Source organism: Ruegeria sp. G12, assembly GCF_056533565.1.
Window position 1 is genome coordinate 149,020 of record NZ_JBQFOO010000003.1, and the last position, 23,295, is coordinate 172,314.

Annotated in this window: 25 protein-coding genes; 12 read left to right on the forward strand and 13 right to left on the reverse strand. The window is 61.2% G+C overall.

Annotation, left to right across the window (positions count from 1 at the left end; translation table 11 throughout):
• The first annotated feature begins 115 nt into the window (after positions 1-115).
• Together ACR0JN_RS08460 and ACR0JN_RS08465 are read left to right on the forward strand one after the other, a co-directional pair.
• The gene (locus ACR0JN_RS08460; protein ID WP_480885134.1) at positions 116-799 is read left to right on the forward strand and encodes a GntR family transcriptional regulator; all 684 of its coding nucleotides are present in this window, start codon (positions 116-118) and stop codon (positions 797-799) included.
• 75 nt (positions 800-874) lie between these two features.
• Positions 875-2,272 (forward strand): aspartate aminotransferase family protein, encoded by a 1,398-nt coding sequence (locus ACR0JN_RS08465; protein WP_480885135.1) that lies wholly within the window; start codon positions 875-877, stop codon positions 2,270-2,272.
• A 99-nt stretch (positions 2,273-2,371) separates the two neighbouring features.
• Here ACR0JN_RS08465 and ACR0JN_RS08470 read toward each other — a convergent pair whose 3' ends face one another.
• From ACR0JN_RS08470 to ACR0JN_RS08480, 3 genes are all read right to left on the reverse strand, one after another.
• Positions 2,372-2,899 carry a hypothetical protein gene (locus tag ACR0JN_RS08470; RefSeq protein WP_480885136.1) on the reverse strand — a complete coding sequence of 176 codons (528 nt, stop codon included), beginning with the start codon at positions 2,897-2,899 and terminating at the stop codon, positions 2,372-2,374.
• A gap of 142 nt (positions 2,900-3,041) precedes the next feature.
• Complete coding sequence (locus ACR0JN_RS08475) at positions 3,042-4,346, reverse strand: lytic murein transglycosylase (RefSeq protein ID WP_480885137.1); 1,305 nt, start codon at positions 4,344-4,346, stop codon at positions 3,042-3,044.
• Positions 4,347-4,409: 63 nt separating this feature from the next.
• Positions 4,410-5,123, reverse strand: a complete 714-nt coding sequence (locus ACR0JN_RS08480) for a helix-turn-helix transcriptional regulator (protein WP_480885138.1) — start codon at positions 5,121-5,123, stop codon at positions 4,410-4,412.
• A gap of 85 nt (positions 5,124-5,208) precedes the next feature.
• Here ACR0JN_RS08480 and ACR0JN_RS08485 point away from each other — a divergent pair, with 85 nt between their 5' ends.
• Together ACR0JN_RS08485 and ACR0JN_RS08490 are read left to right on the forward strand one after the other, a co-directional pair.
• Entirely contained in the window at positions 5,209-5,907 is a 699-nt protein-coding gene (locus ACR0JN_RS08485; RefSeq protein ID WP_480885139.1) for a glutathione S-transferase family protein, read from the forward strand.
• Complete coding sequence (locus tag ACR0JN_RS08490) at positions 5,904-6,290, forward strand: DUF1801 domain-containing protein (protein WP_480885140.1); 387 nt, start codon at positions 5,904-5,906, stop codon at positions 6,288-6,290. The genes ACR0JN_RS08485 and ACR0JN_RS08490 overlap by 4 nt, the downstream gene beginning before the upstream one ends.
• Here the strand turns inward: ACR0JN_RS08490 and rnr are convergent.
• Genes rnr through dapE form a run of 3 tightly spaced genes read right to left on the reverse strand, consistent with a single transcriptional unit; the run spans position 6,281 to position 10,315 of the window.
• Complete coding sequence (gene rnr / locus ACR0JN_RS08495) at positions 6,281-8,539, reverse strand: ribonuclease R (RefSeq protein ID WP_480885141.1); 2,259 nt, start codon at positions 8,537-8,539, stop codon at positions 6,281-6,283. The genes ACR0JN_RS08490 and rnr overlap by 10 nt on opposite strands.
• A 57-nt stretch (positions 8,540-8,596) precedes the next feature.
• A complete protein-coding gene (locus tag ACR0JN_RS08500) occupies positions 8,597-9,172 on the reverse strand; it encodes a TIGR04282 family arsenosugar biosynthesis glycosyltransferase (protein WP_480885142.1) in 576 nt (191 codons plus the stop codon).
• Positions 9,173-9,175: 3 nt separating this feature from the next.
• On the reverse strand, positions 9,176-10,315 hold the full coding sequence (gene dapE, locus ACR0JN_RS08505; protein WP_480885143.1) for a succinyl-diaminopimelate desuccinylase: 1,140 nt from the start codon (positions 10,313-10,315) through the stop codon (positions 9,176-9,178).
• A 209-nt stretch (positions 10,316-10,524) separates the two neighbouring features.
• On the opposite strand from dapE, the gene ACR0JN_RS08510 reads away from it, so the two are divergent.
• Positions 10,525-11,583, forward strand: coding sequence for a transporter substrate-binding domain-containing protein (locus ACR0JN_RS08510; RefSeq protein WP_480885144.1), 1,059 nt, complete (start codon positions 10,525-10,527; stop codon positions 11,581-11,583).
• Here the strand turns inward: ACR0JN_RS08510 and ACR0JN_RS08515 are convergent.
• Positions 11,580-11,918, reverse strand: coding sequence for a hypothetical protein (locus tag ACR0JN_RS08515; RefSeq protein WP_480885145.1), 339 nt, complete (start codon positions 11,916-11,918; stop codon positions 11,580-11,582). The two genes, ACR0JN_RS08510 and ACR0JN_RS08515, sit on opposite strands and share 4 nt — an antisense overlap.
• A 339-nt stretch (positions 11,919-12,257) precedes the next feature.
• Here ACR0JN_RS08515 and ACR0JN_RS08520 point away from each other — a divergent pair, with 339 nt between their 5' ends.
• Complete coding sequence (locus ACR0JN_RS08520) at positions 12,258-12,842, forward strand: hypothetical protein (RefSeq protein ID WP_480885146.1); 585 nt, start codon at positions 12,258-12,260, stop codon at positions 12,840-12,842.
• Positions 12,843-12,997: 155 nt separating this feature from the next.
• On the opposite strand, the gene ACR0JN_RS08525 is transcribed toward ACR0JN_RS08520, so the two are convergent.
• Both ACR0JN_RS08525 and ACR0JN_RS08530 read right to left on the reverse strand, forming a co-directional pair.
• Entirely contained in the window at positions 12,998-13,576 is a 579-nt protein-coding gene (locus ACR0JN_RS08525) for a TetR/AcrR family transcriptional regulator (RefSeq protein ID WP_480885147.1), read from the reverse strand.
• Positions 13,577-13,582: 6 nt separating this feature from the next.
• Positions 13,583-13,855, reverse strand: a complete 273-nt coding sequence (locus tag ACR0JN_RS08530; RefSeq protein ID WP_480815789.1) for a hypothetical protein — start codon at positions 13,853-13,855, stop codon at positions 13,583-13,585.
• Between the two features lie 104 nt (positions 13,856-13,959).
• On the opposite strand from ACR0JN_RS08530, the gene ACR0JN_RS08535 reads away from it, so the two are divergent.
• Positions 13,960-15,153 carry an aromatic ring-hydroxylating oxygenase subunit alpha gene (locus ACR0JN_RS08535; protein ID WP_480885148.1) on the forward strand — a complete coding sequence of 398 codons (1,194 nt, stop codon included), beginning with the start codon at positions 13,960-13,962 and terminating at the stop codon, positions 15,151-15,153.
• A gap of 55 nt (positions 15,154-15,208) precedes the next feature.
• Here ACR0JN_RS08535 and dapD read toward each other — a convergent pair whose 3' ends face one another.
• A complete protein-coding gene (gene dapD / locus ACR0JN_RS08540) occupies positions 15,209-16,036 on the reverse strand; it encodes a 2,3,4,5-tetrahydropyridine-2,6-dicarboxylate N-succinyltransferase (RefSeq protein ID WP_480885149.1) in 828 nt (275 codons plus the stop codon).
• 107 nt (positions 16,037-16,143) lie between these two features.
• Positions 16,144-17,055 carry a threonine/serine dehydratase gene (locus tag ACR0JN_RS08545; RefSeq protein WP_480885150.1) on the reverse strand — a complete coding sequence of 304 codons (912 nt, stop codon included), beginning with the start codon at positions 17,053-17,055 and terminating at the stop codon, positions 16,144-16,146.
• Between the two features lie 79 nt (positions 17,056-17,134).
• On the opposite strand from ACR0JN_RS08545, the gene ACR0JN_RS08550 reads away from it, so the two are divergent.
• Both ACR0JN_RS08550 and ACR0JN_RS08555 read left to right on the forward strand, forming a co-directional pair.
• Positions 17,135-17,977: an LOG family protein gene (locus tag ACR0JN_RS08550; RefSeq protein WP_480885151.1), complete on the forward strand. Its 843-nt coding sequence runs from the start codon at positions 17,135-17,137 to the stop codon at positions 17,975-17,977.
• 3 nt (positions 17,978-17,980) lie between these two features.
• Positions 17,981-19,078, forward strand: a complete 1,098-nt coding sequence (locus tag ACR0JN_RS08555; RefSeq protein ID WP_480885152.1) for a cystathionine gamma-lyase — start codon at positions 17,981-17,983, stop codon at positions 19,076-19,078.
• Here the strand turns inward: ACR0JN_RS08555 and ACR0JN_RS08560 are convergent, their stop codons facing one another.
• The gene (locus tag ACR0JN_RS08560; protein ID WP_480885153.1) at positions 19,079-19,465 is read right to left on the reverse strand and encodes a hypothetical protein; all 387 of its coding nucleotides are present in this window, start codon (positions 19,463-19,465) and stop codon (positions 19,079-19,081) included.
• Positions 19,466-19,625: 160 nt separating this feature from the next.
• Here ACR0JN_RS08560 and ACR0JN_RS08565 point away from each other — a divergent pair, with 160 nt between their 5' ends.
• The 3 genes from ACR0JN_RS08565 (at position 19,626) to ACR0JN_RS08575 (ending at position 22,600) form a co-directional block, all read left to right on the forward strand.
• On the forward strand, positions 19,626-20,543 hold the full coding sequence (locus tag ACR0JN_RS08565; RefSeq protein ID WP_480885154.1) for a DnaJ C-terminal domain-containing protein: 918 nt from the start codon (positions 19,626-19,628) through the stop codon (positions 20,541-20,543).
• Positions 20,540-20,878, forward strand: a complete 339-nt coding sequence (locus tag ACR0JN_RS08570; RefSeq protein ID WP_480885155.1) for a hypothetical protein — start codon at positions 20,540-20,542, stop codon at positions 20,876-20,878. The genes ACR0JN_RS08565 and ACR0JN_RS08570 overlap by 4 nt, the downstream gene beginning before the upstream one ends.
• A 63-nt stretch (positions 20,879-20,941) precedes the next feature.
• Positions 20,942-22,600, forward strand: coding sequence for a U32 family peptidase (locus tag ACR0JN_RS08575; protein ID WP_480885156.1), 1,659 nt, complete (start codon positions 20,942-20,944; stop codon positions 22,598-22,600).
• 1 nt (position 22,601) lies between these two features.
• Here ACR0JN_RS08575 and ACR0JN_RS08580 read toward each other — a convergent pair whose 3' ends face one another.
• Positions 22,602-23,222: a cytochrome P460 family protein gene (locus ACR0JN_RS08580; protein ID WP_480815779.1), complete on the reverse strand. Its 621-nt coding sequence runs from the start codon at positions 23,220-23,222 to the stop codon at positions 22,602-22,604.
• Between the last annotated feature and the right edge of the window lie 73 nt (positions 23,223-23,295).

Sequence of the window (23,295 nt, forward strand, 5' to 3'; positions counted from 1 at the left end):
TATTTTCCCGTTTTTTTGGATTTGATCAAGTTTTGCGTTTTCCCCCGATCCGGCGTATGGTTTCACGAGGTCAGCGGCCTGACAAGTCAGGGTTATGTGAAACGGGGCGAACCAATTGGATTTGATCAAAAATAAGGCACCTAAGACGCAATCAGACGACGAAAAACGCCCGGCGCATGAGCAGGTATACCAAACGCTCAGGTCGCAGATTCTGTTTGGGGAACTGGTGCCAGGCCAGCCGGTAACGATCCAGGGGCTGACTGATTCTCTGAGCGTTGGCATGACGCCCGTGCGCGAGGCGATCCGCAGGTTGATTTCCGATGGCGCACTGGTGTTTCAGGGCAATCGCCGGGTTAGTGTTCCTCTGTTGTCGGCCGAAGATGTCGAGCAGATGATATTCGCCAGAAAGTCAATAGAATCAGAACTCTCCAGACGCGCTGCAGCCAATCTGACGCCAACAGACATCGACCATCTGGAGCGTATAGACACGCGCCTGGACCGCACCATCGCAGATGGCGATGTCGGCGGTTACCTGCGCTTGAATCAGGCCTTCCATGAAACGCTTTATGCCCACGCCAACGCCCCGATTCTCTGTGATCTGGCCGAGCGTCTGTGGCTGCGGTTCGGCCCTTCGCTGCGCGTTGTCTGCGGTCGATTTGGAACCCAGAACCTGCCGGACAGGCACAAGGATATCATCCGTGCTTTGCGTGATGGCGATGGGGAAAAGGCGGCGAAAGCCACTGCTCAGGACATCGAACAAGGGATGGAACTGATGGCCGGGGCGCTGTCACCCGCCTAGGGAAACGCGATTCGATTGACAGCCATAAATTTGATCATATTGTGATCGCCAACCGCTTTTGCAGGAGAATCCCCGATGCCGACCATCACCAACCACATGCCAACCGCCGAACTGCAGGCGCTGGATGCGGCGCATCACCTGCACCCGTTTTCCACCAACGAAGACCTGGATAAGGAAGGCGTGCGGGTGATCACCCGCGCCAAGGGCGTGTACCTGACCGACAGCGAGGGCGAAGAGATCCTGGATGCCATGGCGGGGCTCTGGTGCGTGAATATCGGCTATGGGCGAGATGAATTGGCGGACGTAGCGGCGCGCCAGATGCGCGAGCTTCCTTATTACAACACGTTCTTCAAAACCTCCCACGCTCCGGCCATCGCGCTGGCGGCCAAGATCGCTGAACTGGCACCAGGCGACCTGAACCACGTCTTTTTCGCCGGCAGCGGGTCCGAGGCGAATGACACCAATATCCGCCTTGTGCGCACCTACTGGGCCGAGAAGGGCCAGTCCGACAAGAACATCATCATCAGCCGCCACAACGCCTATCACGGCTCATCGGTGGGTTCGGCCTCGCTGGGCGGTATGGGGGGGATGCACGCGCAGGGCGGCATCCCTATCCCGAATGTCCACCATATCAACCAGCCCAATTGGTGGGCCGAGGGCGGCGACATGTCGCCCGAGGAATTCGGCCTCGCCCGCGCGCGTGAGTTGGAAGAGGCGATACAGGACCTCGGCGAAGACCGCGTCGCGGCCTTCATCGCGGAACCGGTGCAGGGCGCGGGCGGCGTGATCGTGGCACCCGATACTTACTGGCCCGAAATCCAACGCATTTGCGACAAATACGATGTCCTGCTGATCGCGGATGAGGTGATCTGCGGCTTTGGCCGCACCGGCAACTGGTTCGGCTCGCAAACCGTTGGCATCCGCCCGCAGATCATGACCATCGCCAAGGGCCTGAGTTCAGGCTACGCGCCCATTGGCGGGTCGATCGTGAATGACGAGATCGCCGAGGTGATCAGCGGCACCGAGTTCAACCACGGCTACACCTATTCCGGCCACCCGGTCGCCGCTGCAGTGGCGCTGGAGAACCTGCGCATCCTGGAAGAGGAACAGATCCTCGACCACGTCCGCGACGTCGCCGCGCCCTATCTGAAGGAAAAATGGGAGGCTCTGACCGATCACCCTCTGGTCGGTGAGGCGAAAATCGTCGGCATGATGGCATCCATTGCGCTGACCCCGGACAAGGCCAACCGCGCCAAATTCGCCTCCGAGCCCGGAACAATCGGCTATATCTGCCGCGAGCGCTGCTTCGCCAACAACCTGATCATGCGCCACGTGGGCGACCGCATGATCATCTCCCCCCCGCTGGTCATGACGCCTTCGGATATCGACGAGATGTTCGTGCGGATCATCAAATCGCTGGACGAGGCGCAGGCCGAGATCAACGCACAGGGGTTGATGAAAGCGGCGGCGTAAAGGCTTACATAATACCTTGGCCTATAAAACTGAGGCGGCACATATGTGCCGCCCCGTGTAAACTCAATCAGGTGCAGTGACGATACACCGTCCCGATCTTTACGATTCCGCGTCTCTCATCTCTTTGGCGAGTTTGATCGCTTCTTCTCTGATCTCTTGCTTGCGCGCCAGCTCCGCCGCCTCAGCAGCTTTTTGCCGTTCTTCTTCTTCCGCTCGCGCCATCATCGCTTCTGCCTCCATTTGGCCAAGCGCATTCATATTCTCATTCCGAACATACATCATGCCAATAGGCACCAGTATTGGCAAAAAGAACCCGGCAATAGCGTATTTCAGAAGCTTGAGAAGAAAGAAGATCGCCCCATCAAAGACTAAAAGGTTATCCCCCAGCAGAAAACCCAACGATTTTTCAATTGCGTAAACAGCGTAAGGAATAAAGACGAGCGCGAATACGGTGTAGAGTATGAAGAAGATCATGAAAGCGACTTCAGATTGCAGGTGAAGCACTTCGGTCGCTATCACCACAAGTGCCATCAAGGCACCAAAGCCTCCTGGGATGATTGCGAATAATCTGTAGCGCCATGCAGCGCCTGTGCGCATTGCAAATATTCCAAATGGACCTAATGACATATTACCCCTCACAAACAAGTTACTATGCTCTCCACTGTCCATAATCCGGTCAGTCGGTCAAGAACTTGTTAACAATCGGTTTCTTTAGCTTGGTAAAATCCGACCAAGGAAATCTCGAAGAAGTTCTGTTAATGCTGCCGTGTCACCGCAACCGCTCCAGCACCTGCAAACTCACATACCCGTCCGGCACCAACCCCTGCGCCAATTGATACGCCCGCACCGCGTTGATCGTGTTCGGCCCGGTGCGTCCGTCGATGCCTTGCGTGTCGAAACCGGCCTCAGTCAGGCGGGTTTGCAGTTCTTTCTTCTCGGTGAAACTCAGAACCCGGTCGCTGCGTGGCCAGTTGGCCTGAAACGGGCGGTGACCCGACAGGCGGTCCGATAGGTGGCCGATCCCGATGACATAGGCGTCCGCCCCGTTATATTTCTCGATCACGCTGAAATTGTCGAAGATCATCAGCGCCACGCCCTGCCCGCCCGCTGGCAACAGGATTGCGGCGCGACCGTGATCGGGAACCGGTTGGCCCTGTGTCGACAGCACACCGCGTCGCGCCCATGCAGACGGCATCAGGGTGAGGTCCCGCCGGGCGGTGGAATAGTCGAACCCCTCGGGCAGTTGTACCTCAACCCCCCAGGGCTGGCCCTTGGTCCAGCCATGCCGCTGAAGATAGGCTGCTGCCGAGGCCAAAGCATCCGTCGGGTCATCCGACCAGATATCGCGCCGCCCGTCCCGGTCGAAATCCACCGCGTGATCCAGGTATGAGGTTGGCATGAACTGCGTGTGCCCCATCGCTCCGGCCCAACTGCCGACCATATCGGGGGCGCTCACATCCCCGGCCTGAATGATGCGCAGGGCGGCGATCAACTGCGTCTCGAAGAACGAGGCGCGGCGGGCATCAAAAGCCAGCGTCGCCAGCGCGCGGATGGTCTGGCTGCTGCCTCGGTAGGTGCCGAACGAGGTCTCTAAACCCCAGATCGCCGTCACCACCTCTTTCTCGACGCCGTATTGCGCTTCGATCTGCTCCAGCACCTGTTGGTGTTGGTCCAGCGCCGCGCGGCCATTTGCGACCCGCGTCTCCGAGACCGCGGCATCCAGGTATTCCCAGATCGGTTTCGAAAACTCGGCCTGATTGCGGTCACGTTTGATGACATCCGAGTCGTAGGTCAGACCCGCCAGCGCCCGGGTCAGGATCGGCTGGGAAATCCCCTGCTCGACCGCGCGCCTTTGAAAGGCCCCCAGCCAGGCCTGAAACCGCGCATTACCAGTTGCTGCCACGCGCACCACCTTAGCCTGCGGTCGCGGAACCGGCCGGATCGAGACCGTGACATCCGCCGATGCCAGTTGAAGGGTGTCGACTTGCTCGACTGGCGTCTCTTTTGTCGGATTCGCCTGCACTATGGATGCCCATAATGCAGCGGTCATGACGCCGCTTATGCATTTACGCATTCCGATTTTCCTGATTACTGCTCGAGGGAAAGGGTAGCGCAAAATTGGCAAATCACAAAGCGCTCAGGTGGCGACCTCGCGCTCTTGTGCTTCGCGTTCGGCGCGGATGCGGGCCAGCGCCTCGCGCAGCAGGGGCACGCGGTTGGGGCGAAAGCTTTGATCCGTCAGTGACATTTCATCCATGCGATCCAGCCGGAACACCCGGAAATCCTGCCGCAGGTGGCACCAGCTGAGCAGAACATTCGAGCGGTCCATATAGACAATGCTTAGCGGATCGACCCGCCTGCGCGTGGCATCGCCCTTTGCGTCGATATATGAGAACTCGATTGTGCGCTCATCCCAAGTGGCCTGCCGCAAGGATGCGACGGGAATCGTGGGCGCAGGCGGGCGGTTGAACCGGGTTGCGGCCAGCACCGCGTGGCTCAGCCTGTGCGACTGCCGCGGCGGCAAGCGCCCCTGCAGCTTGCGTAGCGCCGCGCTGGCCGCATCGGAAAGCGCCGGGTCGCCGATCACCTGAACCTCGCGCAGGCCCAGCACCAGCGCCTCAAGCTCATCATCGGTGAAGCCCAGCGGCGGCAGGGTCGCGTCTTCGATCAAGGTGAAGCCAAACCCGGCCTCGCCATCAATGACGGCCCCCAACCCGCGCAGCGCGTCGATATCGCGGTGGATCGTTCGGGGCGAGACACCCAGATCCCCGGCCAGTTGCACCGAGGTTTTCGGCGACTGGCCAGAGCGCAAGGCTTGCATCAGTTGGAACAGGCGGGCGGTGCGGGACATGATGCAGCCTAGCCTAACCCTGATGCCAAAAACTGTCATCAGCGCTTCGTACCCTCAAGGCACCCCAAATCACCGGAGCCACCCGATGCTGACCCTTCTCACCTATCCCGCCGCCTTTGGCCTGTTCAGCGCCAGCCCGTTCTGCGTCAAGACGGCGCTGATGCTGCAGCACTCAGGCCAGCTTTGGCAGCGATCCGATCTGCTGGACCCGCGCAAAATGCCGCACCAGAAGCTGCCGGTTCTGCGTACGCCCGAGCGGCTAGTGCCAGACAGCGACCTGATCCGCGACTGGCTGGAACTGCAGGGCGCGGATTTCGACAACGGCCTGACGGATGTGGAAAAGGCACAGGCGCGCACCCTGATCCGCATGGCCGAGGAGCACCTGTACTTCCACATCGTTCTCGACCGCTGGGGCAATGATGAAGTATGGCCGATCCTGCGCGAGACCTTCTTTACCGGCATTCCGGCCCTGATACGCAAACCGGCCTCAGGCGCGATCCGGAAATCCGTTCTGAAAGGGGTGAAAACGCAAGGCATCGGGCGGTTCTCGCAGACCGAACGGCTGGACCGGTTCGAGCGCGATCTTGAGGCGATCTCGGCTTATCTTTGGCAATCGCCGTTCCTGCTGGGGGATCAGCCGACCTCGGCCGATATGAGCGTCGGGCCGATGCTGGCCGCGATGCGCGCCACGCCTGCAGATACGCCGCTGACGCGGCGCATCAAACAGGATACCTTGCTCGGCAGTTATGTGGACCGGATGGAGAAGGCCGTGCCGTTGTCATGACCGAGTTTGACGACCCCAACGTGGCTGCCGCCTTCGCGGCCCTACCCGAGGACACCCGCGCAGGGGCTTTGGCCTTGCGCGACCTGATCCTTGCAACGGCTGAGAGCCTGCCCCCAGCGCAACCGTTGCAAGAGGCTTTGCGCTGGGGTCAACCCGCCTATCTGGCCCCCAAAGGATCAACGATCCGGCTGGGTGGGCACAAGTCTGCGCGGTTCGCTTTGTTCGTGCATTGTCAAAGCCGGTTGATGGGCGATTTCTCTTCGGCCTTTCCCGGCGAAGATCGGATCGACGGCAATCGGGCCATATTGTTCCACGACCCGGCACAGATCAACCCGACCCGCCATGGCTGGCTGATTGCGCGGGCGCTGACCTATCACCTCTGACGGCGTTTGCGTTCGACCTTGCGCTTGATCTTATCCTTCTTGCGCTTGCTGCTGACCGCCTTACGCCGCGTCGCCCGTTTTGCGGGTCCGCGTCCACGGGGAAGGGCCTGGTCGTCGATGGATAGCAGTTCCAGCTCCAACCCACCCGTCACCGGTGTCGCCTCGGTCAGGCGCACTGTGACGCGCTGGCCAATGGCGATGATCAGGCCGGTATCCGAGCCCATCAGCGTCCCGGCCTCGCGGTCGAAATGGAAGAACTCGCGGCCCAAAGATCGCACGGGCACCAACCCATCCGCGCCGGTTTCATCCATCTTCACGAAGGCCCCGAACCGGGCGATGCCGCTGATCCGGCCTGAAAATTCATTGCCAACACGTTCGCTGAGATAGGCGGCCAGATAGCGGTCGGTCGTATCCCGTTCCGCCATCATGGATCGGCGCTCGGTGTCCGAGATATGGGTCGCCGTCTCATCCAGTCGTTCGATTTCATCCTCGGTCAGCCCGTCCTTGCCCCAGCCATGGGCCGAGATCAGCGCGCGATGCACGATCAGATCGGCATACCGGCGAATGGGCGAGGTAAAATGCGCATAGTTCCGAAGCGCCAGCCCGAAATGGCCAAAATTCTCGGGGTTGTAATAGGCCTGCGCCATCGAGCGCAGCGTGGTCAGGTTGATCAGTTCTGCATCCTCGGTCCCTGCGGCTGCATTCAGCAAAGCGTTCAGATGGCGAGTTTGCAGCACCTGCCCTTTGGCCAAGTTTAGCCCCGCCGCCTGAGCGGTCTCGCGCAGGCTTTCCAGTTTCTCGGGCGCCGGTTCCTCGTGCACCCGGAACAGCAACGGACGGCGTTTTGCGATCAGCGTTTCGGCGGCGGCGACATTGGCGAGGATCATGAACTCCTCGATCAGCTTATGCGCGTCCAGCCGGTCGCGGAACGCCACGCTGGTGACCTCGCCCGTGTCGCTGAGCACAATCTGACGCTCGGGCAGGTCCAGTTCCAGCGGTTGCCGCGCGGCGCGCGCCTGTTTCAGCGCGGTATAGGCGGCATAGAGCGGTTTCAGCACCGTCTCCAACAGTGGCCCGGTGCGGTCATTGGGGGTACCATCGATGGCCTCCTGCACCTCGGCATAGTGCAGCGAGGCAGCCGAGCGCATCAGGCCGCGCACAAAGCGATGGCCGATCTTGTTGCCATCCGCATCGATCTGCATCCGTACGGCGATACAAGCGCGCGGGACGCCTTCGTGCAGCGAACACAGATCACCGGACAGGCGCTCCGGGAGCATCGGCACCACACGGTCGGGAAAATAGCTGGAATTGCCACGCTTGCGCGCCTCACGGTCCAGAGCCGTGCCGGGTTGCACATAGGCGGCAACATCGGCGATGGCGACCCAGATCACATGGCCGCCGGGGTTCTTGGGGTCATCATCGGCATGGGCATAACACGCATCGTCATGGTCCCGCGCATCCGAGGGGTCGATGGTCAGCAGCGGCATATCCCGCAGGTCTTCACGCCCTTTCAAGCCAACGGGTTTGGCCTTGTCGGCCTCGTCGATCACCTTGTCGGGGAAGTCGTCCGGAATACCGTGCTGGTGAATCGCAATCAGCGAGACCGCCTTGGGGGCCGACGGGTCGCCCAACCGTTCAACGATACGCGCGCGCGGCAGGCCCATGCGATTCTTGGGCCCGGCCTGTTCCGCCTCGACCAATTCGCCGTCCTTCGCCCCCAGCAGGGCCCCTTCGGGCACCAGCCATTCGGTTGAACCGGTCTTGTCGATGGGCACGATCCGCCCGCCCTCGGCCCCTTTGCGGAAAATGCCGACGATCTTGCGCGGGTTGGTGCCGATGCGGCGGATCAGGCGGGCTTCGTAGTTATGGTCTTCCTCATGCACCACGGTCAGGCGGGCCAGAATCCGGTCGCCCTCACCCAGTGCGGGATCGCTGGCGCGGGTGATCAGCAGCACGATGGGTTCAACCCCCTCGCCATGCCATTCCAGCGGACGGGCGAACAGGTCGCCATCGGCGTTCGGAGCCTTCACCTGCAGCACGCTGACCGGAGGCAACCTGTCCGGGTCGCCATAGCTGCGTTTGCGCTTTTCCAGATGACCCTCGGCCTCAAGCTCGCGCAGGATGCGCTTCAGGTCGATCCGCGCCGCGCCCTTGATCCCAAAGGCTTTGGCGATATCGCGTTTCGAGGTCAGGGTGGGGTTCGCCGAGATCCAGTCCAGGACCTCTTGCTTGGTGGGGATGCGAGTCATGTCTTCGGCCTAGCACGGGTGCGCGACCGCGTCATGACCAAAAAACAGCGCGTCGGATCAGCTGTGCAGATCGGCAACCGTATCGACATCGCGCAGCGGATCAATCATCGCCACACGGCAGCCGGGGACCGAGGCCAGTGTGTCGGCCAGCGCATGTTCCGTCGACCAGCGCACATCGGTGAATAGCGCAGCAGGCAAGGCCGCGAAACGTTGCGCGCCGACCAGCCAGTAGCCCCCGTCATGCGCCGGACCAAACACCAGTTGCGAGGACCCCAGCGCGCCAAAGGCCCGCGCGATATGCGCCCGCGTGATGCCCGGAATATCCGCACCGATCAGGCAAACCGGCCCTTTCGGCATGCCCCGCAACATCCGCGTCATGCGCTGCCCCAGATCACCCCGCCCCTGCGGCGCGCGGGGCAGGTCCACCGGCCATATCCGGCTGCATAACCCTTCGCGATCCGGCGAGACCGCCAGCACGATCTGCCAGCGCGGGTCCCGCAACCGGCGGATCAGTGATCCGGCCTGCCTGCGAAACCACCAGGCCGCGCCAACCATGCCGATATCACGCCCGAGCCGTGTCTTGACCCGGCCCGGGCGCGGCTCTTTGACCATGATCACCAAAGTCCGCTGCATGGATCAGGCGAAATAGTCCCGCAGTATCCGCGTATAGATCGCCTTGAGTTGCGCGATCTGCGCAACCTCCACGCATTCATCCACCTGATGCATTGTGCGACCGACCAGACCAAATTCGACCACCGGGCAATGGTCTTTGATGAACCGCGCATCCGAAGTGCCGCCGGTTGTCGACAGATCCGGTTGCACCCCGGTTTCAGCCTTAACCGTCTGCGCCACCAGATCAGACAGCGGACCCGGCGGTGTCAGGAAGCTTTCGCCCGAGATTTTGATCTGTGTGTCGATCTCAACGCCAAAGGCCTGCGCGGCCTGATCGGCCTCGACCAGCAGCCATTCGCTGATGCTTGCGCCGGAATGCAGGTCGTTGAACCGGATATTCACCGCCCCACTGCATCCCGCCGGAATGACATTTGTTGCCGGGTTTCCGGTGTCCATCGTCACAATCGCCAATGTGGAGGCATCGAAATGGTCGCTGCCCTGATCCAACTCATGACTGGCCAGCCGATCCATCAGCCGCGCCAAGGCGGGCAGAGGGTTCTTGGCGCGATGCGGATAGGCCGAATGCCCCTGCACACCGGTCACCGTGAACCACGCGGTCATCGAGCCGCGACGACCGATCTTCATCATCTCGCCCATCCGGTCCGGGCAGGTGGGCTCGCCCACCAGACAGACGGACATGCGCTCACCCGCGTTCGCCATATGATCCAGTAAAGCGGTGGTGCCGTCCAACGCATCGCCTTCCTCATCCCCGGTTATCGCCAGGATGATCGCCCCGTCCGGCGGCGTGTCGCGGACAAAATCCACCGCCGCTGCGGCAAAGGCGGCGACGCCCGATTTCATGTCCGTGGTGCCGCGCCCGTACATGATGCCATCGTGGACCTCGGCCCCGAAGGGCGGCTTGGTCCAGGCGGCCTCATCCCCCACCGGGACCACATCGGTATGGCCATTAAACCCAAAGGTGCGGGCATGCCCTTTCTGCCCCCAGCGCGCGAACAGGTTGCAAACGCCACCACGGTCAACCCGCGTGCACTCGAACCCGGCATCGGACAAAAGCGCCTCGAGCAGGACCAAAGCCCCACCCTCGGCAGGTGTGACCGATGGGCAACGGATCAGGTCTGCCGTCAATTGAACTGGATCGGTCATTGGCGGGCCTTTCAGTTTGATTCCGCTGGGGTTCGCGCAGTGTTTCAACGAATTGGCCGGAATGCCAACCCCGAACGGCCAAAAAATCACACCCCGCTTTCCCCGCATCTCGCATTGAGACCCCTGAAAAACATAGGCCTTTACCCCGCGACGACCTTGCCGCGCCGTGCCTGTTTGCGCTACAGCGCCGCGAAACAGGTGATTTATCCATGAAGCGCGTTTTCTTCGCATTGATCTGCCTGACTTTCGCCGCGCTTGCCCAGCAAAGCCAGGCGCAGTCCTTGTCGGTCACGACGGTGACACGCCCTCCGTTTTCCTATGTGGAAGACGGGGTCGAAACCGGCTTTTCGATGGAGCTTCTGGAGGCCCTGGCCGAGGCGCTGAACTGGGACTACACGGTCAACCGTGTCGATGCTTTTGCCGACATGCTGAGCGCAGTTCAGGACGGCTCCGCTGATCTGGCGGTCGCCAATATCTCGATCACCGCCCAGCGCGAAACGCAGATGGATTTCAGCCAGCCGATTTTCGAGGCCGGGCTGCAGATCATGGTGCCATCCGACGCGGTACGCCGCCCATCCCTGATGCAGGCGCTGCTGTCGCGCGAACTGTTCATCGCTATCGGCCTTGCCTTTGCCATCCTTCTGGGCGGCGGCATGCTGATGTGGGGGTTCGAGCGCCGCGCCCAGCCCTATTTCGACCGAAAACTGAACGAGGCGTGGTTCCCCTCGTTCTGGTGGGCGCTGAACCTGGTGGTGAATGGCGGGTTCGAGGAGCGTATGCCCCGCACCCCGTTCGGCAGGATTCTGGGCGTGGTTCTGGTGGTGTCGTCCCTGTTCATCGTGTCGGTCTTCACCGCCCGCATCACCTCGGTCATGACGGTGGACGCGATCACCGGCAACGTGAACTCGGTGAATGACCTTTATGGCAAGAACGTCGGCACCATTTCGGGCTCGACCGCGGCCAATTTCCTGAGCCGCCGCGAGATCGAATTTGTGGGCTATCCGGGTCTGGACCAGATGCTCGACGCGTTCAAGGCCGAGGAGCTGGACGCGGTGGTCTTCGACGCGCCGATCCTATCCTATTTTGCCGCACATGAGGGACGTCGGATCGCCACCATGACCGGCGGCGTGTTCCTACGCGAGAATTACGGCATCGCCTTCCCGACGGGATCGCCACTGGTCGAAGACGTCAATCAGGCGCTGCTCGCCTTACGCGAAGATGGCACTTATGACGAGATTTACCGCCGGTGGTTCGGCGCGCGGAACTAGGTCTGATCTTCGAAAAACGGCGTCATCTGCGCCACGATGACCGCATTCTCATCCAACGCACGCTGCATCAGGCCACGCTCATCCGCCTCGATCTCGTGCCCCTGCGCCTCGCGCTCGGCCAACGTACCATAGCCGGTCACATCCAGCGGCGCGGTATCGGCCTGTTTCAGAATCGCAACGGTTTCGCGCACGGCCTCGGCCTCATCCACGCCGCTGGCATAGCACATCAGCGCAGCTCCCGTGGCCCCGTCCGGCAGGCCGTCGCCATCCTTGCGGCCCACCTGAACCAAAAGGGTATAGACTTGCTGGCGCGAGGGTTTCTTTTGCTTTTCCATAGCGCTTGCCTTACGCGCGCCACCCAAAGGGGTCAACCAAATCCGACCGCCGAACCTGGACCCGCGTTTTATATTTCACTTGTTCAGGGGTTTAGCCAAAGCGCCTGCGGACCGAAATGGAATCGCCCCAACCCATCCGACCCACTCCTTTCTCGGTTTAAGTGAATCATGCATTCCGGAATTCTTTTAAGTTGATTCCGGCATATATTTGCCACATTTCTGCCACATTTCGGCCAATTTTCGCTTGGGTGGCAGCACGCTCAGCGTTCCGTTTCGGCATCTCATACCGAGACCTAGGCTGACCGCACTAGCAAAGTCATTTTTCACAGGGGAAATTCAATGAGTATCTTGTCCAGACTTATGACGACCACAGCGAGTGTAATTGTTCTGGCCGGTGCACCGGCGGTTGCTGTTCTATCTTTTGTTTCGGTGGATGCGGCGTTCGCTCAGGAGAGTGAAGGTGAAGGCGGCGGCGGCGAAAACGAAGGTGGCGGTGAAAGCGAAGGCGGTGAAGACTCCGGTGGCGACGATAACGAAGGCGGAGACGAGTCCGGTGGAGATGACAGCGAAGGCGGAGACGACTCTGGCGGCGATGACAGCGAAGGCGGAGACGACTCTGGTGGAGATGACAGCGAAGGCGGCGACGACAGCGAGAGCGACGGCGACTCCGGCGGCGATGACGGCGAAGGTGACGACTCCGGTGGCGACGATAGCGAAGGCGGCGACGAGTCCGGTAGCGATGATAACGAAGGCGGCGACGACTCGGGTGACGATGGCGGTGCTGAAGGTCCGGATGAATCCGGCGATGACGAGTCCGGTAGCGATGACAGCGACGACGACGGTGAAGGCAGCGGTGGCAACGGAACCGTTGACGACTTTGGCCGGGACGTTGACGGTGAAACGCCTGCCCGCGTGATCCAATAACCGCGCGTCTGACGCCGCAAACCCCGAACGCCGATCTGGATTGCCGGAGCGTGGTCGTGTTCGAATAGCGTGACTTATGGGGTTTCAAGCAAAGAAAGGCCGGGGTAACCAACCTCGGCCTTTTTTAGCGGGCTATAGCCCGAGCACGCTGAACCCTAACGCACCGCATCCAGCAGCATTTGGGCCGCCCTGCGCTGGGTGTCGCGCCACCCCTCGACCGGTCGCAAGGGCATGATGGCGTCGGTGTTGAAATAGATCGCGGACAGGCCCGACGCGGCGGCTTTGACAGCCCCTTCATCAGCGGCAGGTGTTTCTTTCAGGATTTCGGCCGCCACACGGGATTCAAAACCATAGACGAAGCCAAGCAGGGGCTGGCGGATATCCTCGTACCGATCCGAGGCCGCGACCAAGGCTGCGAAAACGGCGGCGTTGTCAGGCGAATAAGTATCCCGATCAAAAAGGGCGTCCATCATGGCCTCGACCCGGCCCGTCTGCGGCAGGGCCCCGAACAGGTCCCGGACCCTGTCGTCGAACACCCGCAGCACATGGTCCAGCAGGGTGCGCACCATATCGTCGCGGTTGCCCAGGTAGTGGCGCAGCAAGGGGCGGCCCACCCCGGCTTCGTCCGAGATGCGCGCCAGAGTCGAGCCATCCAGACCGTATCGCGCAACGCAGCGCATGAAGGCATCCAGAATTTCCCCGGTCCGTGTGTCTTTCAGGCTGGGTCTGGGCATCTTGGCTTATCCGACAGGCAAGGAGGTGAGATCAGCAAGGATGTAAAGCGCCCCAAAAACAAACCACACCCCCGCCACCACAAGGAAGAGAAACGGGTTGTCCTGGCGGTCAATGGGCTCCAGCAGATAGGCCTGCCCCGATCTCAGGGCGGCAAAGCCCCAGAAAACGAACAATACGCCCCAGATTGAATAAAAACCCGCAACCGTGGTTCCCAGCAACACGATCAGCGCGCCAATGGTCAGCCATTTCTGGTGTTTCAGATTTTCGAAAAGGGTCATCCGATCGGCACCTGCAAAAAAATCTTTCCCTCGCATACTGGACATCGTACCATTTATTGTCAATATTGATTATTAATCATTTTTGACAATTTAAAGGAACCACGATGCCGCCCCCCGCATCCCTGCCCGATCACCCCAAACAACGCCTACCGCGTGCGGCCTATGTCTCGGACAGTTGGTTTGCGGCTGAGAAACGCGATCTGTTCAGCAAATGCTGGACCTTCGCCGGGGTCACGCTGGATTTCCCCGATGCGGGCGACTTTCGCACGGTTCAGGCTGGCGGGCATGCGCTGATCGTCCTAAGGGATGCCGCAGGCCAGTTGCGCGCCTTTCACAACATGTGCCGCCACCGGGGCACCGTGTTGCTAGAGGGCTGCGGCAACACGGGAAAGACCATCGTCTGCCCCTATCACAGCTGGGTCTACAATCTGGATGGCGCGCTGCGCGGCGTTCCGGCCCAGCGCGACTGCTTTCCCGATCTGGACAAGAAAACCACTCATCTGTTCGGGGCCTCGGTCGGGGTCTTCCGCAATCTGGTTTTTGTCCATCCCGACCCGAACCCCGAAGAAAGCTTTGACGACTGGCTCGGCGGGCTGGATCAGGTGCCATGGCCACACGATCTGACCTCGGACGAGTTGCAGGAAAATCCAGACGACGTGATCTATGAGATCAAGTGCAACTGGAAAGTCTTCTTCGAAAATGCGATCGACGGCTATCATCTGGCCTATCTGCACAAAGACACGCTGGGGGGCCCGCATCACGACAAGAACCTGTGGGAAACCTTCGGGCGCCACATGGTCTGGTGGTCGACCGAGCGGGAGGGCGTAAAACACCGCATTCCGCAATTCGTCGAGAACTCGGCCAAAGGGTCGGGGCTGAAAACCGTCAGGAACGCGGTCGAACCGGGCTATGGCGGCGTCTACATGCTGTTTCCCACAACGATCCTGACACCGAACCCCTGGGGGTTTTCGGTTTCGACCCTCGAGCCGGTGGATGCGAACACCACGCGCATGAAGGTGCGGAACTGGTCGCCCAAGGGCTGGTTCACCTACACCCACCGCGCGGCGGACATTCCCGGTTATGACGCGGACACCGGGCTGATCAAATCGTCCAACTGGACAAAGCATCCGCTTGAGACCGGGGATTTTCAGACCGAAGACGTCTGGGTCTGCGAAAAGATGCAGCGCGCGATGCAGTCTCCCCGGTTCGAGACTGGGCCTCTGGCGAAAGGGGCCGGAGGCGAGGCCGCCATCGATTTCTTCCAGCAGGTGGTGCTGGATTACATGGGGCAGACATGAAACAGGCCGCGAGCTCTACGCGCCGCGGCCCATTCAAATCACATCCGGTGTGGGATCAGTCCCGCAGCAACTCGTTGATGCCTGTTTTCGAGCGGGTCTTTTCGTCGACACGCTTCACGATCACCGCGCAATACAGGCTGATATTGTTCTTCGACGGCATCGAACCGGCCACAACCACCGAATAGGGTGGCACTTCACCATAGGTGACCTCACCGGTCTCACGATCCACGATCTTGGTCGATTTTCCGATGAATACGCCCATCCCCAGAACCGAGCCTTCGCGGACGATGCAGCCCTCGACGACTTCGGAACGTGCACCGATAAAGCAATTGTCCTCGATGATGGTGGGGCCAGCCTGCATCGGCTCCAGCACGCCGCCGATGCCGACGCCGCCCGACAGGTGCACGTTCTTGCCGATTTGTGCACAGGACCCGACGGTGGCCCATGTGTCGACCATGGTGCCTTCATCGACATAAGCCCCGAGGTTCACGAAAGACGGCATCAGCACCACGCCCGGCGCGATAAAGGCCGATTTGCGGACCACACAGTTTGGCACCGCCCGGAACCCGGCGGCCTGCCACTGGTTCTCGCCCCAACCGGCGAACTTGCTGTCCACTTTGTCCCACCAGCCACCGGCCTGCGGGCCGCCGGTCTGGATTTCCATATCCTTGATGCGGAAGCCCAGCAGAACTGCTTTTTTCGCCCACTGGTTCACATGCCAGTCGCCGTTGTCCAGCTTTTCCGCCACCCGCAACGAGCCGCTGTCCAGCGCGTTTAACGTGTCTTCGATGGCCTCCCGGGTTTCACCAGTGGTGGCGGGGGTGATGGTATCGCGCGCCTCCCAGGCGGCTTCGATGGCGGCTTCCAGTTGCGCGTTGCACATTTGAGGGCTCCCTGCAGAATCTGTTCACGTTGGTCTTGCGTATAAGCGCGCGCAGAACTGGCCGCAATGCGACGCAGAACATACGGTTTGCGGCTGACAGGTGCGCGTTAACCGCCAAACGGGTCGGGCGAGACGTTGCCACCGCAGATCAGCACCGCCACACGCTCGTTCGGGTCGGGCTGATACACGCCTGACAACAACGCGGCCAAGGCTGCCGCACCGGCGGGCTCGACCAGAATCCGATGCGACTGCCACAAGGCTTTTTGCGCCGCTGCAATCGCGTCATCCGAAACCAGGACCGAGGTCATCCCCCGCGCCAGATCGAAACAGATCGACCCGATCCGTCGCGCGCCCAGCGCGTTTGCGGCGATGCCCGAAACCGAGACATCAACCGGCTCACCGGCCTGCAACGCCGCGTTCAGGGCGCATGAGGTTTCAGGCTCGACCGCGACAACCTTGCGCGCCCCTTGAAACCAAGCCAGTGCCCCGGCGATCAGACCGCCACCGCCGACGGCGACCAGAACTGTGTCGGCCTGCAGGCCCTGCGCCTCCCACTCGGCAAAGCAGGTGCCCTGCCCGGCCACGGTGGCGGGTGCGTCATAGGCGTGGATCTGCATCGCGCCGGTCGCATCCTCATGCGCCTGTGCCGCCGTCAGTGCGTTGGCGTATTCACCCGAGACGACACTGAGATCCGCGCCGGTCTGTCTGATCAGCGCGATCTTGGACGGCCCGGCCAGTTCCGGCACGAATATCTTTGCCGGATGGCCCAGCGCCCGCGCCGCATAAGCCGCCGCCGCACCGTGATTGCCACCCGAGGCCGCGACCACACCTGCCTGTGGCACTTCGGAACTGAGCAGCGTGTTGAACGCCCCGCGCGCCTTGAAGCTGCCGGTGTGCTGCATATGCTCAAGCTTCATCTCAACCGGATAGCCCGGCAGGTTGCTTTCCATCACCGGCGTCACCTGCGCGTAACCGGCGATGCGATCCCGCGCAGTGGATATTTCAGTCTTCCAATCCATTCTTGTCTTTCCGTGACTGGCACTCTGCCTGCGAACCCTATAGCTGTTTGGAAAACACGCAAGCAGGGATGCCCCAGCCATGACAGAAGACCGCGTCAGCCCCTTCCGCGATGCGCAGACAGACCGCTCGACCGCAAGCGAGGTTCCGGACACGCCGCAAACCCGCTCGCCCGCCTATCGCCTGGCCTTTGCCGATGACGATTTCCTGTGCCGGGATGAGCTGCGGCCCGTGCGTCTGCAGCTGGAACTGCTGAAGCCCGAGATGATCATGTCAGAACGTCAGATCACCTCGACCATCGTCATGTTCGGCGGCGCGCGCATCCCCGAGCCGTCGCAGAAACATACCGCGCGGACGGAAACACTGGCTGGCCTGTCGCAATATTACGACGAGGCGCGCGAATTCGCCCGGCTGATGACCGAGAAATCCAATCAGACCGGCTGCCGCGAGAACGTCATCGTCACCGGCGGTGGTCCCGGCGTGATGGAGGCGGGGAACCGCGGCGCGCAGGACGCGGGCGGCTGTTCCATCGGGCTGAACATCGTGCTGCCGCACGAGCAGGCACCGAACCTGTATGTGACGCCCGATCTCAGCTTCAACTTCCACTATTTCGCCATCCGCAAGATGCACTTCCTGATGCGCGCCCGCGCCATCACCATCTTCCCCGGCGGCTTTGGCACGATGGACGAACTGTTCGAGTCGCTCACCCTGATCCAGACCGGGCGCATGGACCGCGTACCCTTCCTGCTGTTCGGCCGCGAGTTCTGGGAAAAGGTCATCAACTGGGAGGCGCTGGCGGATGCGGGTACAATCTCGGAACAGGACCTCGACCTGTTCCGCTTTGTCGACACCGCGCAAGAAGCAGCGGATATCATCGAGAACTGGGAACCCGCCCCGCCCCGCGACGACATTCCGGGGCGCTGAGCGATGGCCCCCAAACCCGGAGAGATGTTGCACCTGCGCGGGAACGCTCTGAACAAGGGCGAGCCGGTGGCGTTGCCGCTGACGCAAAGCAGCATGTACCACCTGCCCGGCGCGCCGGGTGGGCACTCCACCTATGGCCGGGTCGACAACCCAACCTGGGTGCAGCTGGAACATGTCCTGTCTCACCTTGAGGACGCGCCGTGCCTCAGCCTCCCCTCGGGCATGGGGGCGATTTCGGCGGCGCTGTTTGGCACCGTGCAGGCCGGGTCACGCTTGCTGATCCCGTCGGACGGGTATTACGTCACGCGCCTGCTGGCCGACCGTTTCCTGTCGGGGCTTGGCGTTGTAATCGAAGAACGGCCCACCACCGCCTTTGCCGACGGCGGATTTGACGGGTTCGATGTGGTGTTCGTCGAAAGCCCTTCGAACCCCGGCCTCGACATGATCGACCTTGCCGCCGTCGCGCAGCAGGTGCGGGCGGCGGGTGGCGTGACAATTGCCGACAACACCACGATGACGCCTTTGGGCCAGCGCCCGCTTGATCTGGGCATCGACGTGGTGGTGTCCTCGGACACCAAGGCGATGGCAGGCCATTCCGACCTGCTGATGGGCCATGTCGCCAGCCGCAACGGGCAGATCATGGAACGGGTCGAGGAATGGCGAAAGGTCTCTGGCGCGATACCCGGCCCACATGAGGCGTGGCTGCTGCATCGCGGGCTGGAAACGCTGGACGTGCGGTTCGACCGCATGTGCGCCTCGGCGCTGGTTCTGGCCGAGCGGCTGGCGGCGCATCCCGCCGTGAAGCACATCCGCTATCCCGGCCTGCCGGGTGATCCGTCGCACGAACTGGCCAAGGCGCAAACCGCGCGGTTCGGGTTCCTGCTGTCCCTGACGCTGGACAGCGAAGACAAGGCCGAGTCCTTCATCAACACCTGCCCCCTGCTGCGCCCCGCCACCTCTTTCGGCGGCGTGCACAGTTCCGCCGAGCGACGCGCGCGCTGGGGCGATGCGGTGGACCCGGGTTTTGTTCGCCTGTCGGTGGGGTGCGAACCGGTTGAGGAACTGTGGCAAGCCTTCGAGGCCAGCCTGAACGCGCTGTAATTACTTCTTCTTTGGTTCACGCAGTTCCGGAAACACGTAAATCGGCAGGACGATACTGCCGATCAGCGCCCCCAGCCACACCAGCAGCGTCGCCGCCAGCAGGTTCGAGATACCGCCAATGGTCAGCCCTGCGGTGATCCAATCCGTGACCAGCAGGCCCACAAAGGTCACGATCAAGGCGATCCCGCCCTTGATGGCCGGGGCCTTCTTTTCGCCGATCTTCAAGATCAGCGGTTCGGCCACCACCTGCACCAGCGTGAACACGATCACCACCACGATGAACGAGATCGGCCGGATCGCAAATTCCGACAGCAAGAGCGCGGCCAGCAGCAATCCAATGGCATTCCCGGCCAGCAGGGCCAAAGCGGACTTTATTCTGCGCGACATGATGGGATCTCCGGCAAATGACAATTCGAAACATGCAGATATTAGCAGGACAATCGGATTTTGCGAGGCAATTTGGCGGCGCTCTCATTTTGACCTGTTGAAATCACATGATAAAACACCTTCATCAGGAGAAGCCCTTTCCCCATCGACGAGAGGTGAGATGAGCGACGATCCCTATTCCGTCCTCGGCGCCGCCAAAGACGCCAGCGAGGCCGAGATCAAGAAAGCCTATCGGCGCATCGCCAAGGAGTGCCACCCGGACCTCAAGCCCGGCGATGCCGAGGCCGAAGCGAAGTTCAAAGCCGCAGCCGCAGCCTATGACCTGCTGAAAGACCCCGAAAAGCGGGCACAGTATGACAGGGGCGAGATTGACGCTTCGGGTCAGGAACGCCCACAGCAGCAATACTACCGCGACTATGCCGAGGCCGCTGGCAACCCCTATCGCGGACGGCAGGCGGACCCGGACGACATGTCTGACATTTTTGCCGAGTTTATGCGCGGACGCGGCGGCTATGGCCAGCGCAGCCATGAATTCCACGCGCCCGGGCACAACATGAACTATTCCCTGCAGATCAGCTTTCTGGATGCGGTCTTTGGGGCCAGCCAAAAGCTGACCCTGCCCGACGGCGACCGGATCGAGGTCAAAATCCCCGCAGGGATCACCGACGGTCAAACCATCCGGCTGCGCGGCAAAGGTGCTCCGGGCTATGGTGAGGGTCCTCCGGGGGATGCACTGGTCACTGTCTCAGTGGCGAACCATCCGGTCTTTGACCGGCAGGGCGACGACATCCACATCACGCTGCCAATCACGATTGACGAAGCCGTTCTGGGCGGCAAGGTCCCGGCCCCAACCATTGATGGCGGCGTCAATGTCACTGTTCCGGCGGGCACGAGCAGCGGCAAAACCCTGCGCCTGCGGGGCAAAGGGGTCAAGAAACGCGGCTCGTCCGAACGCGGGGATCAGTTGATCGAACTGACCGTCACCCTGCCCGATACAGTGGATGGTGACCTGAAACAGTTTATGGAGACATGGCGCGAGACCCGCCGCTATGATCCGCGGAAAGGAATGCCGTCATGACCCTGACCGAAAAGCAACTGATCGAAACCGTCGCCCGCCTGACCTCAGACCGATTGACCGAATATCTCGCCGCCGAGATAGTGATCCCCGAACAGTCAGACGATGGGCTTGTGTATCAGCGGATCGACGTTGCCCGCCTGGAACTGGCCTGTGAATTGCATGACCAATACGACATGGAGGCCGATGCGCTGTCGATGATGATTTCCCTGATCGACCAGATGCACGGGCTGCGCGCCGAGCTACGCGAGGTGTTGAACGCGGTCGAGGCGCAACCGGAACCCGTGCGCCAGCAACTGATCGAGGTCATCGGCACAGCGCGGTTCCGTCGCAGATAACGGGGTTTTGGCGGCGCGGGATTTGGCGTAGAAGGCGCGCTTGATCCAATGCCCGGTAGTCCCATGACCCAGTCCCGATCCGAATTGCTGATGCCCGCGGGCAATCTGCGCAAGCTGAAGCTCGCCATCCTCTATGGGGCCGACGCGGTCTATCTGGGCACGCCCGATATGTCGCTGCGCACGAAATCCGAGTTCTCGCTGGAAGAGGTGATCGAAGGGGTCGAATTCTGCCACAGCCATGGACGGCGCGCCTATCTGACGCTGAACCTGTTCTCGCACAACAAGGACATCCCGAAGCTGGATGAATACATCGAAACCGTCCGCAAGGTGAAACCCGACGGCCTGATCATCGCCGACCCCGGTGTGTTCCAATATGTCCGCGAACGTGCGCCGGAACTGCCGCTGCATATCTCGACGCAGGCCAATATCTGTTCTTGGCTGTCGGTGAAGTTCTGGCAGGATCAGGGGGCCGAGCTGGTGGTGCTGGCCCGCGAGGTATCCTATCCCGAACTGGTCGAAATTCGCGAGAAATGCCCCGATATCAAGCTTGAGGCGTTCGTGCACGGAGCCATGTGCATGACCTATTCGGGCCGCTGCCTGCTGTCGAATTTCATGGCCGAGCGTGGGGCGAACCAAGGCAACTGCGCCAATTCCTGTCGCTGGAACTATGGGCTAAAGCTGCGCCTCAAGGACGGCACTCATCAGGAACTGCGCATCACCGATGAAAACGCCGACTTGTTCGAATTCCTGCTGGAAGAGGGCTGCCGCCCCGGCGATCTGATGCCCATCGAAGAGGATGATCGCGGCTCTTACATCCTCAATTCCCGCGATCTGTGCATCATGCCCAAGCTGGATGAATACCTGAAAATCGGCGTCGACAGCCTCAAGGTCGAAGGGCGCGGCAAGTCGGAATATTACGCCGCCATCGTCGCGCGGGCCTACCGGATGGCCATTGATGACTATTTCGAAGACCCCGAAAACTGGGACCCCAAGCCTTACATGCGGGAACTCGAAACCGTCGGAAATCGCGGCTATACATTGGCGTTCCACGAAGGGCGATTGACCAATTATGCCCATGATTACGAGCACACCGCCGCCATCGCGCAGTGGGAATATGCCGGGATCGTCACCGAGGTAACCGAGGACGCCTTTCTGGTCGAAGTAAAGAACAAACTGGAACCGGGCGATGTGCTGGATTTCGTCTCACCCATCTCGCGCGAGACGGTTCTGCTGCGGGTCTACGATTTCGAACGGGCCCAGGATGGAGCGCGGCTGGAGGTGGTGCATGGCAGCACCAAAACCGTGATCCGCCTGCCCTTTACCCTGTTCGATCACGAGGACCCGGATGATCTGCGCGCCCGTTTCCCGGTCTATTCAGTGCTGCGCAAGGAACGCGCGCTGACGGACGAACACTGGAGCCGCATCCGCTTTGACAAGCTGGTGCAGGGGCTTGAAACCTCGGGCCGTGACAATCCCAAAGCCTATGCCCGCCGCCGCGACGCGCTTGTGGAAAAGATCGGCGAAGATGATAACGAACGCCGCTTCAAAACCAATCGCATCGGCACCGAAGGCTGCTGTGGCAAGGGCTGCAATGGCTGCCTGATCTTCTGGCAGGATGAGAAATACGCACTGGCCCGCGAGGTGCTGTCAAAACGCAAACAAGGCGAACAGCTCAGCCGTAGCGAGGCGACGGCTTTGAAACTGCCGGACGCTGCAGTCTAAATTACTCTGTGACCGCAAATTCTTCGGGAACGAAGAAAGTATAGTCCCGGTCCGCGACCGCTTCGTGGCACACGTGGCAATAGGCCACCGCCCCGGATCGCGCGCCCATCGTGTCGCCGAACAGGGACCCGTCCGGCAGCACCATGATGTAACGCCAGTCTGCGGTTTCGGGGCTGGCCCCGTCCGCAAGTTTCTCCATGATGAACATCGCTCCGGGATGGACACGTCCTTCGTCCGTGACCGTCATGCTGTCCTTGGCCAGAACCGACCCTTTGGGCAGTTCCTCACCCGGCTGCAGCGTGCCGTAATTATGCGCCATCCGGTTGGCATAGCTGTTCACGAACCGCTGCCCGTGTGTGGCCGAGATATAGGGCGCATCGTTGAACAGCGGCCAGTTCTGATAGTTCCGGATCAGGTCCAACTGCGCCGCCGCGTACCCCCGCGCCATGCGCCGCGCGAGCGAGCGGTAATGTGCCCGTGCTTCTTCCTTGGTCAGGTCTGCAGGATTTTCGATGGCGAGATGTGCGTCCTGCTCTTGCGCCGCTGACCCTGCGGCCAGTAGGGAAAGGCAGATCAAAGCCGCCGCTGCAGATTTGAGACTCTGCCGAATGTCATTAATCATAATATTGGCCCACCTAAAAACAGTTTGCCTTCACGCCGCTTACCGAGCCGAATACATGGTAGCGGTCAGGAAA